Raw genomic sequence first — 15578 nt, forward strand, 5'->3', positions numbered from 1 at the left:
TCACCCGGCGAGATCGCGAATGGCGACCTCGCTCAGAATGCGTTCAAGCACCTGCTCTATCGAGAGTTCGGTGGAATCCAACTGAATCGCGTCGGCGGCCGGTTTGAGCGGCGCTACGGCGCGTTGGGTGTCACGCTCATCGCGCGCACGAATCTCGTCGAGAAGACTCGCGAGATTAACATCATCGCCCTTGGCCTTCAACTGCAAGTAGCGTCGACGGGCACGTTCCTCGGCGCTGGCGGTCAGGAAAATCTTCAACGGCGCATCGGGAAACACCACGGTGCCCATGTCGCGTCCGTCGGCCACCAGGCCCGGCATCTCCTGAAACGCCCGCTGGCGCTGCAGCAGCGCCTCGCGCACGGCCGGCAGGGAGGCCACCTGCGAAGCACCTGCACCGATCTGCTCGTTGCGAATCAGATCGGTGACGTCCTCGCCCTCGAGGGTGATGCGCTGGCCCAAATCGTTGCTGGCGGCCTTGAACTGCACGTCCAGATGGGCGGCGAGCAGCTTCATCGCCTCTTCATTGGTCAGATCGACACCATGGTTGCGCGCGGCAAAGGCCAGGAGCCGGTACAGCGCCCCCGAGTCGAGCAGACTCCACCCCAGGCGCTTGGCCAACAGACCCGCGATGGTGCCCTTGCCCGAGCCGCTTGGCCCATCGATCGCGATAACCGGCGCCTGAAGGGTCATGACTTACCCTCCTCGGCGACCCGGATACCGACCTGCGCGGCCAGGGCCAGGAAATTCGGGAAGGAGGTCGCGACGTTGGCGCAGTCATGGATGCGGATCGGCGCGCTGGCACGCAACGACGCCACACTGAAGGACATGGCGATGCGATGGTCGCCATGGCTGTAGACCTCGCCCCCGCCAATGCTGCCGCCTTCAATGACGATGCCGTCCGGCGTCGGCTCGGCCTTGACCCCCAGCGCCTGCAGACCGTCGGCCATGACCTGAATGCGGTCGGACTCCTTGACCCGTAATTCCTCGGCGCCGCGCAGCACGGTGCGCCCCTCGGCGCAGGAGGCGGCAACGAACAGCACGGGGAACTCGTCGATGGCCAGGGGCACCAGATCCTCGGGTATGTCGATGCCCTTGAGCTTGGCCGAACGCACGCGGATGTCCGCGACCGGCTCGCCGCCGACCTCGCGCTGGTTCTCCAGGCTGATATCGCCGCCCATCAGCTTGAGGATATCGATCACCCCGGTGCGAGTCGGGTTGATGCCGACGTGCTCCAGCACCAGCTCGGAATCCTCGGCGATGCTGCCGGCCACCAGGAAGAACGCGGCGGACGAAATATCCGCCGGCACCTCGATGCGGGTGGCCACCAGCTTATGCCCCGACTCGACGGTCGCGGCATTGCCCTCGACCGTCACAGGGCAGCCGAAACCACGCAGCATGCGCTCGGTGTGGTCACGGGTCGGCGCCGGCTCGATGACCGTGGTGGAGTTCGCCGCATAGAGACCGGCGAGCAGCAGGCAGGACTTCACCTGGGCGCTGGCCATCGGCATCTGGTAGGTCATGCCGCCCAGGCGACGACCGCCGCGAATGGTCATAGGCGGACGCCCCTCGGCGGCGGTCTCGATCTCCGCGCCCATCTCCCGCAGCGGCTTGGCCACGCGATTCATCGGCCGCTTGGACAACGAGGCGTCGCCGGTCAGGGTGGTATCGAAGGGTTGCGCGGCGAGCAGGCCGGCCAGCAGGCGCATGGAGGTGCCGGAGTTGCCCAGATAGATCGGCCCAGGCGGCGGCTGCAGACCATGCAGACCGACGCCATGGATGGTGACCCGGCCATGGTGCGGGCCTTCGATCACCACCCCCATGTCGCGGAATGCCTGGAGAGTCGCCAGGGCGTCCTCGCCTTCGAGGAAGCCTTCCACCTCGGTGGTGCCTTCGGCCAGGGAGCCGAGCATGATCGAGCGGTGGGAAATGGATTTGTCACCGGGAACGCGAATCCGCCCAGAGAGTTTGCCACCGGGATTAGCCAGGAAAATCAGATCGTTCGAATGCATAGCGTCCACATAAGCCCTGCGGGCCAAAATTTTGCTGAAATGCTCGCGGGCCACCCGGGCGCGGGTAAACACGCCCAGCAATTGATGCCCGTCCCCAGCGTCGACCGCGTCGCGCAAGGCGTCGAGGTCGTCGCGAAATAAGTCCAGGGTATGCAGCACGGCCTCGCGATTGGCGAGGAAGATGTCGTGCCACATCACCGGATCACTGCCGGCAATCCGCGTGAAGTCGCGAAAGCCGCCTGCAGCGTAACGAAATATCTCCAGATTCTCGCTGCGTTTGGCCAAGGAGTCGACCAGACCAAAGGCCAGCAGGTGCGGCAGATGGCTGGTGGCAGCCAGCACCTGATCATGGTGCTCGACCTGCATATGCTCGACATCGGCACCCAGCGCGCGCCAGAGGCGGTCGACCAGTTGCACGGCCTGCGGCTCGGACTCCGCCAAGGGCGTGAGTATCACCTTGTGCCGGCGAAACAGCTCGCCATTGGCCGCCTCGACGCCACTCTGCTCCGAGCCGGCAATCGGGTGACCGGGCACGAAGCGCGCCGGCGCCGCGTCGAAGGCCCGACGCGCGGCGCGCACCACACTGCCCTTGGCGCTGCCGACATCGGTGAGCACGGCGTCGCCGAGGTCGAGCTCGGCCAGCTGACCGAGCAGCTTCTCCATGGCCAGGATCGGCACCGCCAGCTGGATCACTTCGGCGCCCCGACAGGCCACCGCCAGGTCCTCCTCGCAGCGGTCGACCACGCCAAGCGCGACGGCCATGCGCCGCGACTCGGGGTCCAGGTCGACGCCTACCACCTCACGACACAGGCCGCGCTCGCGCAACCCCTTGGCGAACGAGCCGCCGATCAGGCCGAGGCCGACCACCACCAGGCGACCAATCATCGCCCCCTCGACGCTCACGCCAGCCTTGACCTCGCTCACGCGCCAAGCACCTTGGCCAGGGCCGCCAGGAAGCGGGTGTTCTCCTGCGCGGTGCCAATCGACACCCGCAGATGATTGGGCATGCCGTAGCCAGCCACAGGGCGAACGATCACCCCTTCGCGCAGCAAGGCCTGATTGAGCGCCGCGGTATCGCGGGCGAAATCCACGGCAATGAAGTTGCCGCGTGATGGGATCCAGGACAGGCCCAGGGCGCGCAGACCGTCTTGCAGTTGCGCCATCCCGGCATCGTTGGCCTGGCGACTGCGCCGCAGGTACTCCTCGTCGTCCAGCGCCGCGCAGGCCGCGGCCAGCGCCAGGCTGTTGACATTGAACGGTTGCCGCACGCGATTGAGCACGTCGGCGACCTGCGCCGAACTGATCGCATAACCGACCCGCAGCGCAGCCAGGCCATAGGCCTTGGAAAAGGTGCGCGAGACCAGCAGATTCGGGAAGCCGGCCAGGTAGTCGAGGCCATCCGGCAGCTCGTCGCCCTCGGCGTATTCGATATAGGCCTCGTCCAGCACCACCAGCACGTCTTGCGGCACCCGCGCGAGAAAATCGCTCAGCGCCTGCGGGCCGAACCAGGTGCCGGTGGGGTTGTTCGGGTTGGCGACGAACACCACCCGGGTCTGCTCGTCGATGGCGGCGAGCATGGCCTCCAGGTCATGCCCGAAGTCCTTGGCCGGCGCCACTTTGCCCTGGGCACCGACCGCCTGGGTGGCGATCGGGTAGACGGCGAAGGCGTATTCGCTGAACACCGCATTCTGGCCTGGCGCCAGGTAGGCGCGGGCGACCAGGTCGAGGATGTCGTTGGAGCCGTTGCCCAGGGTGACCTGGCTGGACTGCACGCGGCAGCGCTCGGCCAGCCGGCGCTTGAGCTCGAAGCCATTGCCGTCCGGGTAACGGGTCAGCTCGGCCAGTTCGCCGCGAATCGCCTCCAGCGCCTTGGGACTGGGCCCCAACGGGTTCTCGTTGCTGGCCAGCTTGACGATGCCGGCCGGATCGAGGTTCAGCTCGCGGGCCAGTTCATCGACCGGTTTGCCCGGTACATAGGGCGACAGCTTCTGTACGCCTGGCTGGGCCAGGGCGAGGAAATCACAACTCATTGTTTGCCTCTTGTCGAACCGCCCCGCACGGGCTGCGCGTCGCGATGAGGACGCCGACCGCCCGGAACCGAACCTGGCGCCATTGCCAACAACCTAGAGCACCGCCTTGGGGTAGGAACCCAGCACCTTAAGCGCCACGGCTTCCTGGTTGATCTTTTCCAGTACGTCCTTGATCAGCGGGTCGCGGTGATGGCCAACGAAGTCGATGAAGAACACGTAGGTCCACTTGCCACTGCGCGACGGACGGGTCTCGATGCGCGTCAGGTCGATGCCGTTGTTGTGGAACGGCACCAGCAATTCGTGCAACGCACCCGGCTTGTTGCGCATGGACACGATGACCGAGGTCTTGTCGTCGCCGGTCGGCGGCACTTCCTGGCTGCCGATGATCAGAAAGCGCGTGGAGTTGTCCGGACGATCCTCGATCTTCTCCGCCAGCTTGGTCAGGCCGTACAGATTGGCCGCCATATCGCCGGCGATCGCCGCCGAGTTCCACTCGCTCTTCACCCGCTTGGCCGCATCGGCATTGCTGGAGACCGCCACGCGCTCGACGTTCGGGTAGTGCGCATCCAGCCACTTGCGGCACTGCGCCAGCGACTGGGCGTGGGAGTAGATGCGGGTGATCTTGTCGGTCTTGGTGGTTTCGCCGACCAGCAGATGGTGGTGGATGCGCAGCTCGACCTCGCCGCAGATGACCATGTCGTGCTCGAGGAAGCTGTCCAGGGTGTGGTTGATCGCCCCCTCGGTGGAGTTCTCCACCGGCACCACGCCGAAGTTGACCGCACCGGCAGCCACCTCGCGGAACACCTCGTCGATCGCCGCCATCGGCACGCTGATCACCGCGTGGCCGAAATGCTTCATCGCCGCGGCCTGGGAGAAGGTGCCTTCGGGGCCTAGGTAGGCGACCTTCAGCGGATTCTCCAGGGCCAGGCAGGAGGACATGATTTCACGGAACAGGCGCGCCATTTCCTCGTTGTCCAGCGGCCCCTTGTTGCGCTCCATGATGCGCTTGAGCACCTGGGCCTCGCGCTCGGGGCGGTAGAACACCGGCTTCTCGCCTTCCGGCAGGGCCTTCATCTTGACCCGTGCCACTTCCTCGGCGCAGCGCGCGCGATCGCTGATCAGCTCGAGAATCTTCTCGTCGAGATTGTCTATGCGCAGGCGCAGGGCCTGCAGTTCCTGTTCGGAGAGTACTTCCGTCATCAGCCGTGCTCCTTCTCGAACTCGGCCATGTAGGCCACCAGCGCCTGCACCGCGTCGAGGCCCACGGCGTTATAGATGGAAGCGCGCATGCCGCCGACCGAGCGATGCCCCTTGAGGTTGAGCAGACCACGCGCCTCGGCGCCGTCGAGGAACGGCTGGTCGAGACGCTCGTCGGCCAGGCGGAACGGCACGTTCATCCAGGAACGGGCGTTCATGGCGATCGGGTTGCTGTACAGCGCGCTGGCGTCGATGGCGCCGTAGAGCAGCTCCTTCTTCGCACGGTTGCGCTGCTCCATGGCAGCGACCCCGCCCTGCTCCTTGAGCCACTCGAACACCAGACCGGACAGGTACCAGGAGAAGGTCGCCGGGGTGTTATACATCGAGCCGTTGTCGGCGGCGACCTGGTAATTGAGCATCGTTGGGCAAGCACTGCGTGCGCGGCCGAGCAGGTCCTCACGGACGATCACCACCACCAGGCCGCTGGGGCCGATGTTCTTCTGCGCGCCGGCATAGATGAGGCCAAACTTCGACACGTCGATCTCACGGGAGAGGATGTCCGAGGACATGTCCGCCACCAGCGGCGCGTCGCCGGCCTCGGGAATCCAGTCGAACTCGAGGCCGCCGATGGTCTCGTTCGGCGTGTAGTGCAGGTAGGCGGCATCCTTGGACAGCTGCCACTCGTTCTGCCCGGGGATGGCGAAGTAGTCATAGCCCTTGGCGCTGGCGGCGACATTGATGCTGCCGAAGCGGCGTGCCTCTTCGATGGCCTTCTTCGACCAGATGCCGGTATCGATGTAGTCGGCCACGCCGTCTTCCGGCAGCAGGTTCAGCGGGATCTCGGCGAACTGCTGGCTGGCGCCGCCTTGAAGGAACAGCACCTTGTAGTTCGAGGGGATGGCGAGCAGGTCACGCAGATCCTGTTCGGCCCTGGCGGCGATACCCATGTACTCGTCGCTGCGATGGCTCATCTCCATCACCGACAGGCCCTTACCCTGCCAGTCGAGGAGTTCCGCCTGGGCGCGCTGCAGGACAGCTTCCGGAAGCGCGGCCGGGCCGGCGCAAAAGTTAAAGGCTCGCTTGCTCACATCCACTCTCGCTCAAATGTTGAGCGGGCACCGCATCAGGGCCACCCGCCGAATCCTCCACCGCGGCAGGCGGGACCATGTCCCGCCCTGGCGGATCACTCCTCGCCGGTCGGGCTCTGCTCGACCGTTTCATCCACCGCCTCGCCGGCTACCACTGCCGCGACCTCGGCCTCGTCCAGCTCGTCCTCGTCTTCCTCGGACGGCTCCTGCACGCGTTCCAGGCCGACCAGCTGCTCGTCCTTGGCCAGCTTGATCAGGGTCACGCCCTGGGTGTTGCGGCCCAGGCTGGAGACTTCGCTGACGCGGGTGCGTACCAGGGTGCCCAGGTCGGAAATCAGCATAATCTCCTCGCCATCTAGCACCTGCACCGCACCGACCAGCTTGCCATTGCGTTCGTTGCTGACCATGGCGATCACACCCTGGCCGCCACGCCCGCGGCGCGGGAACTCGGCCATCTCGGTACGCTTGCCATAGCCGCGCTCGGAAGCCGTGAGAATCTGCGCCCCCGACTCCGGAATCAGCATGGAAATGATCTGCTGGCCTTCGGCCAGACGCATGCCACGCACCCCGCGGGCAGTACGGCCCATGGTGCGCACCTTGCTTTCCTTGAAGCGAATGACCTTGCCGCCGTCGGAGAACAACATGACTTCCTTGGCGCCGTCGGTTACCGCGGCGGCGATCAGCGTGTCGTCCTCATCCAGCTTGAGGGCGATCAGGCCGGTACTGCGCGGCCGGCTGAACTGCACCAGCGGGGTCTTCTTCACCGTGCCCTTGGCGGTCGCCATGAAGATGTAGGCACCGGTCGGCTCGTCCTGCTCGTCATCGGCCACTTCGGCGTCGGAATCCTCGACCACCTCGGCCTCGATCACCTCGCCTTCCAGCGCCTCGTCCAGTTCCTCTTCGTTACCGGCGCTCTGCTGCAGGGCTTCCAGATCGATCTGCAGCATGGCGGTGATGCGCTCACCCTCGTCCAGCGGCAACAGATTGACCAGCGGACGACCCCGGGCGGCACGGGAGGCCTCGGGAATTTCGTAGGTCTTCAGCCAGTACACCTTGCCCTTGCTGGAGAACAGCAACAGGGTGGCGTGACTGTTGGCGACCAGCAGGTGTTCGATGTAGTCCTCGTCCTTGATCCCGGTCGCGGACTTGCCCTTGCCGCCACGGCGCTGGGCCTGGTAGGCGGCCAGCGGCTGGCTCTTGGCGTAGCCGCTGTGGGAGATGGTCACCACGCGCTCTTCTTCGGTGATCAGGTCGGCCAGGGTCAGGTCCAGGCGGGTGTCGAGAATCTCGGTGCGGCGGGCGTCGCCGAACTCGGCCTTGACCGCTTCGAGCTCCTCGCGAATCACCTCCATCAGGCGCGTCGCATCGGTGAGGATGCGGATCAGCTCGCCGATCTGGGTGAGGATCTCCTGGTACTCGGCCAGCAGCTTCTCGTGCTCCAGACCGGTCAGGCGGTGCAGGCGCAGGTCGAGAATGGCCTGGGCCTGCTCCGGCGAGAGGAAGTACTTGCCGTCACGCAGACCGAACTGCGGGTCCAGGTCCTCGGGGCGGCAGGCATCGGCGCCGGCACGCTCGACCATGGCCTCGACCGCGGTTGATTCCCAGGGGGTGGAGATCAGCGCTTCCTTGGCCTCTGCCGGAGTCGGCGAGGCCTTGATCAGGGCGATCACCGGGTCGATGTTGGACAGCGCCACCGCCTGGCCTTCGAGGATGTGCCCGCGCTCGCGCGCCTTGCGCAGCTCGAACACGGTACGCCGGGTCACCACCTCGCGGCGGTGCAGGATGAAGGCCTCGAGCATGTCCTTGAGGTTGAGCACCTTCGGCTGGCCATCGATCAGGGCCACCACGTTGATGCCGAACACGCTCTGCATCTGGGTCTGGGCGTAGAGGTTGTTGAGGATCACCTCCGGCACCTCGCCACGACGCAGCTCGATGACGATGCGCATGCCGTCCTTGTCCGACTCGTCGCGCAGCTCGGTGATGCCCTCGAGCTTCTTCTCCTTGACCAGCTCGGCGATCTTCTCGATCAGCCGCGCCTTGTTCAGCTGGTAGGGCAGCTCGGTGACGACGATCTGCTGGCGACCGCCGACCTTGTCGATGTCCTCGACCTCGGCGCGCGCACGGATATAGATGCGCCCGCGACCGGTGCGATAGGCCTCGATGATGCCGGCACGGCCATTGATGATCGCCGCGGTCGGAAAATCCGGACCGGGGATGTACTGCATCAGCTCGTCGACCGTCAGCTCGCTGTTGTCGATCAGCGCCAGGCAGCCATCGATGACCTCGCCCAGGTTGTGCGGCGGGATGTTGGTCGCCATGCCCACGGCGATACCGCTGGAGCCGTTGACCAGCAGGTTGGGAATCTTGGTCGGCATGACCGCGGGAATCTGCTCGGTGCCGTCGTAGTTCGGCACCCAGTCCACGGTTTCCTTGTGCAGGTCGGCCAGCAGCTCGTGGGCCAGCTTGGTCATGCGCACTTCGGTGTAACGCATGGCCGCGGCGTTGTCGCCATCCACCGAACCGAAGTTGCCCTGGCCGTCGACCAGCAGGTAACGCAGGGAGAACGGCTGGGCCATACGCACGATGGTGTCGTACACCGCGGTGTCGCCGTGCGGGTGGTACTTACCGATCACGTCACCGACCACACGGGCGGACTTCTTGTATGGCTTGTTCCAGTCGTTACCCAGCTCACTCATTGCAAAGAGCACGCGACGGTGCACGGGCTTCAAGCCATCGCGCGCATCCGGCAGGGCCCGCCCGACGATCACGCTCATCGCGTAGTCGAGGTAGGACTGCTGCAGTTCGTCTTCGATATTGACCGGGAGGATTTCTTTGGCCAGTTCGCCCATGAGTAGCCTGGTTCCTTTTTCTGGTGAAACTTCGCGCCACTCATCCTGAACGAGGCGAAGCTTGCCGTCGCGACCCTAGGCCGGCGACGACTCACGACAAATCAATGAGTTATGCCATGTATCTGCGCAGTTAAGACGCCCGCGATGGGCGCCCCTGAAAACCGCCGGAGTTTACCACAGTCGCCGCCGCCCACCTATCCCCAGAGACCAGCCAGGTACGGCCGCGCAAGCGCCTGCCAAGCCGCGCTCAGTGCAGGCGCTTGCGACACATCAACTGAGCCATCTTCGCCGCATCCGGGCGCTCCACCACGCCCTTCTCGGTGACGATGAAGTCGATCAGGTCGGCCGGGGTCACATCGAACACTGGGTTGACCGCATCCACCCCAGACGCCACGCGCATGCCACCCACCTCCAGCAACTCGAGCCCGTCACGCTCCTCGATGGGGATGTCGTCGCCGCTCTCCAGGGCCATGTCGATGGTCGAACTAGGCGCCACCACCATGAAGCGCACGCCGTGGTGCATGGCATTGACCGCCAGCTGATAGGTGCCGATCTTGTTCGCCACATCGCCATTGGCGGTGATGCGATCGGCACCGACTATGACCCAGGTGATGCCCTTGGTTTTCATCAGGTGGGCGGCCGCCGAATCGGCATTCAGGCTCACCGGAATCCCCTCATTGGCCAACTCCCAGGCGGTCAGCCGCGAACCCTGCAGCCAGGGCCGGGTTTCATCGGCAAACACGTGCTCGACCAGGCCATCCAGAAAGGCCGCGCGAATCACCCCCAGCGCGGTGCCGAAGCCGCCGGTGGCCAGGGCCCCGGTGTTGCAGTGGGTGAGCAGCGCCTGCTGATTGCCCTGATGTTTGCGGATCAGCTCGACGCCGAGCTGCGCCATGGTCAGGTTGGCTTCGCGATCGCTCTGATGAATGCCGCAGGCCTCCGCCTCCAGCGCCAGCAGCGGGTCCTCGCCGTCCTTCAGACGCTGCAGGCGCTCGCGCATGCGATTGAGCGCCCAGAACAGATTGACCGCGGTCGGCCGCGAATCGGCGAGCACCTGGAAGTCCTCCTCCAGCGCCGCCCGCCAGTCGCCGCCGGCGCTCAGGCGCGCACGGGCGCCCAGCACCACACCATAGGCTGCGCTGATGCCGATCGCCGGCGCCCCACGCACCACCATCGCCCGAATGGCCTCGGCCACGGCGGCGGCCGATTCGTAGACGTGCCAGACCTCCTCGAAGGGCAGCACACGCTGATCGAGCAGATGCAGGACACCATCGCGCCACTCGATGGCCTTGACCTTTTCGGCCGCTAGCAATTGCTCGCGCATGACCCACCTCGCAGTCCCAAAGAAAAAGCCGGCCATTATACGCACATGGCAGGCTGACCCAAGCCTGCACAGGCATCACCGGCCACAGGCCACGCCTATCCTGCGCACCCCGCGTCGAACTGCGCCGAACGCAGGCCGCCGCCCCGCAGCATGGCTTTCGACTTCAAGCCCGCTCCATTCCACTATAAACTCGACGCCTTTAAGTCCGCCGGAAGTCCGACCATGTCTGCAGCCCCCCTCGACCTTCTCCTGCTTCCCACCTGGCTGGTCCCGGTGGAGCCAGCCGGCGTGGTGCTGCAGGAGCACGGCCTGGGCATCCGCGATGGCCGCATTGCCCTCATTGCACCGCGCGAAGAAGCACTCAGGCACCCGGCCCTGGAAGTACTCGAACTGCCTGGCCGACTGCTGACTCCGGGCCTGGTCAACGCCCACGGCCATGCCGCCATGACCCTGTTCCGCGGCCTCGCCGACGACCTGCCGCTGATGACCTGGCTGCAGGAGCACATCTGGCCGGCCGAGGCCAAGTGGGTCGACGAGGACTTCGTCCGCGACGGCACCGAGCTGGCCATCGCCGAACAACTGAAAGGCGGCATCACCTGCTTCTCCGACATGTACTTCTTCCCCGAGGCGGCGAGCGAGGTGGCGCACAACAGCGGCATCCGCGCCCAGATCACCATCCCGGTGCTAGACTTCCCGATCCCCGGCGCCCGCGACGCCAGCGAAGCGCTGCGCAAGGGCCTGGAGCTGTTCGACGACCTCAAGCACCACCCGCGCCTGAAAATCGCCTTCGGCCCCCACGCCCCCTACACGGTGAGCGACGACAAGCTGGAAAACATCCGCATGCTCGCCGAGGAGCTCGACGCCGGCATTCATATGCACGTGCAGGAGACTGCCTTCGAGGTCCAGCAGAGCCTCGAGCATCGCGGCGAGCGCCCCCTGGCGCGCCTGTCCCGCCTCGGCCTGCTCGGCCCCCGCTTCCAGGCCGTGCACATGACCCAGGTCGACGACGACGACTTGGCCCTGCTGGTCGCCAGTAACAGCAGCGTGATCCACTGTCCGGAATCCAACCTCAAGCTGGCCAGCGGCTTCTGCCCGGTGGAACGGCTCTGGCAGGCGGGCGTCAACGTGGCCGTCGGCACCGATGGCGCGGCCAGCAACAACGACCTGGACCTGCTCGGCGAAACCCGCACCGCCGCCCTGCTGGCCAAGGCCGTGGCCGGCTCCGCCACCGCCCTGGACGCCCACCGCGCCCTGCGCATGGCCACCCTCAACGGCGCCCGGGCACTGGGCCTGGATGAGCAGACCGGCTCCCTCGAGCTGGGCAAGGCCGCCGACCTGGTGGCCTTCGACCTCACCGGCCTGGCCCAGCAGCCGGTCTACGACCCGATATCGCAACTGATCTACGCCACCAGCCGCGCCTGCGTCGAGCATGTCTGGGTCGCCGGCAAGCGACTGCTCGACGGCGGCCGACTGACCCGCCTGGACGAACAGCGGATAGTCGCCAATGCGCGCAGCTGGGGCGCCAGGATCGCCGGTCAGGCCTAGCCCCGCTGGCGATCCGACCAAGCAGAGAGGGTCGCACTGCGACAAACTGACATACATTGGCCCGCCCGCAAGCGCCCAACGCGCACCGCGGAACTGGCACCATAAACACTCGAGCCCCGAGCCTCCGGCTTGGCGTTTTATTCAGGGATGCCCATGAGCAACGTCGATCACGCCGAAATCGCCAAATTCGAAGCCCTCGCCCACCGCTGGTGGGATCGCGAGAGCGAATTCAAACCGCTGCACGACATCAACCCCCTGCGGGTCAACTGGATCGACGAGCGCGTCGGCCTGGCCGGCAAGAAGGTCCTCGACGTCGGCTGTGGCGGCGGCATCCTCAGCGAGGCCATGGCCCAGCGCGGCGCCACCGTGACCGGCATCGACATGGGAGAGGCACCGCTGGCGGTGGCCCAGCTGCATCAACTGGAGTCCGGCGTGTCGGTGGAGTACCGGCAGATCACCGCCGAGGCCCTGGCGGCGGAGCGGCCCGAGCAGTACGACGTGGTCACCTGCCTGGAAATGCTCGAGCACGTGCCGGACCCGGCCTCGGTGATTCGCGCCTGCCACGCCATGGTCAAGCCCGGCGGCCAGGTGTTCTTCTCCACCATCAATCGCAACCCGAAGGCCTACCTGTTCGCCGTGATCGGCGCCGAGTACCTGCTGCGCCTGCTGCCGCGCGGCACCCACGACTTCAAGAAGTTCATCCGCCCATCCGAGCTGGGCGCCTGGTCCCGCGCCGCCGGCCTGCAGGTCAAGGACATCATCGGCCTGACCTACAACCCGCTGACCAAGCACTACAAGCTGGCGCCGGACGTCGACGTCAACTACATGATCCAGACCCTGAAGGAGGCCTGATGCGCCTACGCGCGGTTCTTTTCGACATGGACGGCACCCTGCTCGACAGCGCGCCGGACTTTATCGCCATCTGCCAGGCGATGCGCGCCGAGCGAGGCCTTGGCCCCATAGACGACAAACTGATTCGCGACCAGGTCTCCGGCGGCGCCCGTGCCATGGTCGCCACCAGCTTCGCCATGGACCCGCAGGATGCGCGGTTCGAAGCCTTGCGCCTGGAGTTTCTCGAACGCTATCAGCGCCACTGCGCCGTGCTGACCCGGCCGTTCGACGGCATCGAGCAACTGCTCGCCGATATCGAGCAGGCCAAGCTGATCTGGGGCGTGGTGACCAACAAGCCGCTGCGCTACGCCGAGCCGATCATGCAGCAGCTGGGCCTGGCCGAGCGCTCGGCCATTCTGATCTGCCCCGATCACGTGACCAACAGCAAGCCGGACCCCGAACCCATGACCCTGGCCTGCAAGCAACTGGGCCTGGACCCGGCCAGCGTACTGTTCGTCGGCGATGACCTGCGCGACATCGAGTCCGGCCGCGCCGCCGGCACCCGCACGGCCGCCGTGACCTACGGCTACATCCACCCCGAGGACAACCCGAGAAACTGGGGCGCCGACGTGGTGGTCGACCACCCGATGGAATTGCGCGCCGTGCTCGACCGCGCGCTGTGCTCCTGCTGAGCCACAGCCCGCACCGCTTCGCCAGCCTCGTCTGCGGCTGGCACTAAACTCAGTTCACACCTTGAATCAATGAGGCGCTCGCCATGTTCGACTATTCCGCCCGTCCCGACCTGCTCAAGGATCGCGTGATTCTGGTCACAGGTGCCGGTCGCGGGATCGGTGCCGCCGCCGCCCAGACCTTCGCCGCCCACGGCGCCACCGTGCTGCTGCTGGGCAAGACCGAGGACCACCTGAGCAAGGTCTACGACGCCATCGAGGAGGCCGGCCACCCGCAGCCGGCGGTGATTCCCTTCAACCTGGAGACCGCCCTGCCCCACCAGTACGACGAGCTGGCGGCGATGATCGAGCGCGAGTTCGGCCGGCTCGACGGCCTGCTGCACAATGCCTCGATCATCGGCCCGCGCACGCCACTGGAGCAGCTGTCCGGCGACAACTTCATGCGCGTGATGCAGGTCAACGTGAATGCCATGTTCATGCTCACCAGCACCCTGCTGCCGCTGCTCAAGCTTTCCCCGGATGCCTCGGTGGTCTTCACCTCCAGCAGCGTCGGCCGCAAGGGCCGCGCCTACTGGGGTGCCTACGCGGTGTCCAAGTTCGCCACCGAAGGCCTGATGCAGGTGCTGGCCGATGAACTCGACGGCATCGCCAGCGTTCGCGCCAACAGCGTCAATCCGGGTGCCACCCGCACCGACATGCGCGCCCAGGCCTATCCGGGGGAGAACCCTGCCAACAACCCGACCCCCGAAGCCATCATGCCGGTCTATCTGTACCTGATGGGACCCGACAGTAACGGCGTGAACGGCCAGGCTTTCGACGCCCAGTGAGCAAAGCCGCCATCCAGGATGGCGGCAAAATATTGGCGCATCGTTGCCGGGCGGCAGCGATTTGCCGCCCGGCAACGACGGCAATCTGCCAGTAATGGCCCTAGGCCTTTACGCAACCCCTCTCAGCGCCTGACTCTTCGCCATTTTTCCAGTTCACCGAGGCTTTTGGCACGGTATTCGCTCTACCCCCTCTGTCAACGCATAAAAAGCGACAGAGGTTGAGCGTCTATGGGTCCCCCAAGCCAGACCAACACCATTGATTTCGACGCAGCAAAGCTGCAGCGTCTAGGCTTCGCCGGCCAGCGCCCGCGCCCTGCGCGCCAGGTCAGCCTGTCCCAGTTGCGCCAGCAGCTGGCCCTGCAGCTGCAGACCAGCCTGGACGCCGAGCGCGTGCTGTCGTTGTTCTTTGCTGCAGCCCAGCAACTGGTGCCGCTGGATGCCCTGAGCTACCAGCAGCCGATCAGCGACCTGCGCCTGGAGTGGGGTGAGCGCGCCAGCCATTCGGCCGCCTATCGCCTCAGCCATGAGGGCGAATACCTCGGTGAACTGGTGTTCCGCCGCCGCAGCCGCTTCAGCGACGAAGAGCTTGGCCAGCTGGAATCGCTGCTGGCCAGTCTGCTGTTTCCGCTGCGCAATGCCTTGCTCTACCGGGCAGCCATACAGAATGCCCTGCGCGACCCCCTGACCGACACCGGCAACCGCATCGCCATGGACCAGGTGCTCAAGCGCGAAGTGGACCTGGCCCGGCGCAACCTGCTACCGCTGTCCCTGCTGATGCTCGACCTCGACCACTTCAAGGAGGTCAACGACAAGCACGGCCACTGCGTCGGCGACGAAGTGCTCAAGGCCGTGGCCGCCACCCTGAAGAGTCAGCTGCGCAACGTCGACATGGTGTTCCGCTACGGCGGCGAAGAGTTCCTCGTGGTGCTGTCCGGCACCTGTCGCGAAGCCGCGGGCATGATCGGCGAACGCCTGCGCCATGCCGTACTCGAGTTGCAGTGCCTGGCCCAGGGCCGCCCAATCGACCTGTCGATCAGCCTCGGCTGCGCCACCCTGCTGCCGGGCGAAACGGCGGACAGCCTGCTGCGCCGAGTCGACAGCGCGCTGTATGTGGCCAAACGTGAGGGCCGCAACCGCCTGACCATGGCCGGCTGAGCCGACCTGAACGAAAAAGGGGCTCAGTGAGCCC

Annotated in this window: 12 protein-coding genes; 5 read left to right on the forward strand and 7 right to left on the reverse strand. The window is 65.9% G+C overall.

Annotated features, from left to right (window positions below; translation table 11 throughout):
- From cmk to mtnA, 7 genes are all read right to left on the reverse strand, one after another.
- Positions 1-690, reverse strand: a complete 690-nt coding sequence (gene cmk, locus ACSX1D_RS12885) for a (d)CMP kinase (protein WP_439858877.1) — start codon at positions 688-690, stop codon at positions 1-3.
- Entirely contained in the window at positions 687-2894 is a 2208-nt protein-coding gene (locus ACSX1D_RS12890) for a bifunctional prephenate dehydrogenase/3-phosphoshikimate 1-carboxyvinyltransferase (protein ID WP_439862318.1), read from the reverse strand. Before ACSX1D_RS12890 ends, cmk begins: the two co-directional genes overlap by 4 nt.
- Positions 2895-2929: 35 nt before the next feature.
- Entirely contained in the window at positions 2930-4039 is a 1110-nt protein-coding gene (gene hisC / locus ACSX1D_RS12895; RefSeq protein WP_439858878.1) for a histidinol-phosphate transaminase, read from the reverse strand.
- A 93-nt stretch (positions 4040-4132) separates the two neighbouring features.
- A complete protein-coding gene (gene pheA, locus ACSX1D_RS12900; protein ID WP_439858879.1) occupies positions 4133-5239 on the reverse strand; it encodes a prephenate dehydratase in 1107 nt (368 codons plus the stop codon).
- Positions 5239-6324, reverse strand: a complete 1086-nt coding sequence (serC, locus tag ACSX1D_RS12905) for a 3-phosphoserine/phosphohydroxythreonine transaminase (RefSeq protein ID WP_439858880.1) — start codon at positions 6322-6324, stop codon at positions 5239-5241. The genes pheA and serC overlap by 1 nt, the downstream gene beginning before the upstream one ends.
- Positions 6325-6419: 95 nt before the next feature.
- Entirely contained in the window at positions 6420-9173 is a 2754-nt protein-coding gene (gene gyrA, locus ACSX1D_RS12910) for a DNA gyrase subunit A (protein WP_439858881.1), read from the reverse strand.
- A 247-nt stretch (positions 9174-9420) separates the two neighbouring features.
- On the reverse strand, positions 9421-10497 hold the full coding sequence (mtnA, locus tag ACSX1D_RS12915) for an S-methyl-5-thioribose-1-phosphate isomerase (protein ID WP_439858882.1): 1077 nt from the start codon (positions 10495-10497) through the stop codon (positions 9421-9423).
- 222 nt (positions 10498-10719) lie between these two features.
- Between mtnA and ACSX1D_RS12920 the strand changes: the two genes are divergently transcribed.
- From ACSX1D_RS12920 to ACSX1D_RS12940, 5 genes are all read left to right on the forward strand, one after another.
- Complete coding sequence (locus ACSX1D_RS12920) at positions 10720-12042, forward strand: TRZ/ATZ family hydrolase (protein ID WP_439858883.1); 1323 nt, start codon at positions 10720-10722, stop codon at positions 12040-12042.
- 153 nt (positions 12043-12195) lie between these two features.
- Positions 12196-12894, forward strand: coding sequence for a bifunctional 2-polyprenyl-6-hydroxyphenol methylase/3-demethylubiquinol 3-O-methyltransferase UbiG (gene ubiG / locus ACSX1D_RS12925; RefSeq protein WP_439858884.1), 699 nt, complete (start codon positions 12196-12198; stop codon positions 12892-12894).
- Positions 12894-13565, forward strand: a complete 672-nt coding sequence (gene mupP, locus ACSX1D_RS12930) for an N-acetylmuramic acid 6-phosphate phosphatase MupP (RefSeq protein ID WP_439858885.1) — start codon at positions 12894-12896, stop codon at positions 13563-13565. The genes ubiG and mupP overlap by 1 nt, the downstream gene beginning before the upstream one ends.
- A gap of 83 nt (positions 13566-13648) precedes the next feature.
- Positions 13649-14389 (forward strand): YciK family oxidoreductase, encoded by a 741-nt coding sequence (locus ACSX1D_RS12935; RefSeq protein WP_439858886.1) that lies wholly within the window; start codon positions 13649-13651, stop codon positions 14387-14389.
- Between the two features lie 228 nt (positions 14390-14617).
- Entirely contained in the window at positions 14618-15544 is a 927-nt protein-coding gene (locus tag ACSX1D_RS12940; RefSeq protein ID WP_439858887.1) for a GGDEF domain-containing protein, read from the forward strand.
- Positions 15545-15578 lie beyond the last annotated feature (34 nt).

The organism is Pseudomonas sp. MBLB4136 (assembly GCF_051904765.1).
In the GTDB taxonomy this organism is placed as follows: domain Bacteria; phylum Pseudomonadota; class Gammaproteobacteria; order Pseudomonadales; family Pseudomonadaceae; genus Aquipseudomonas.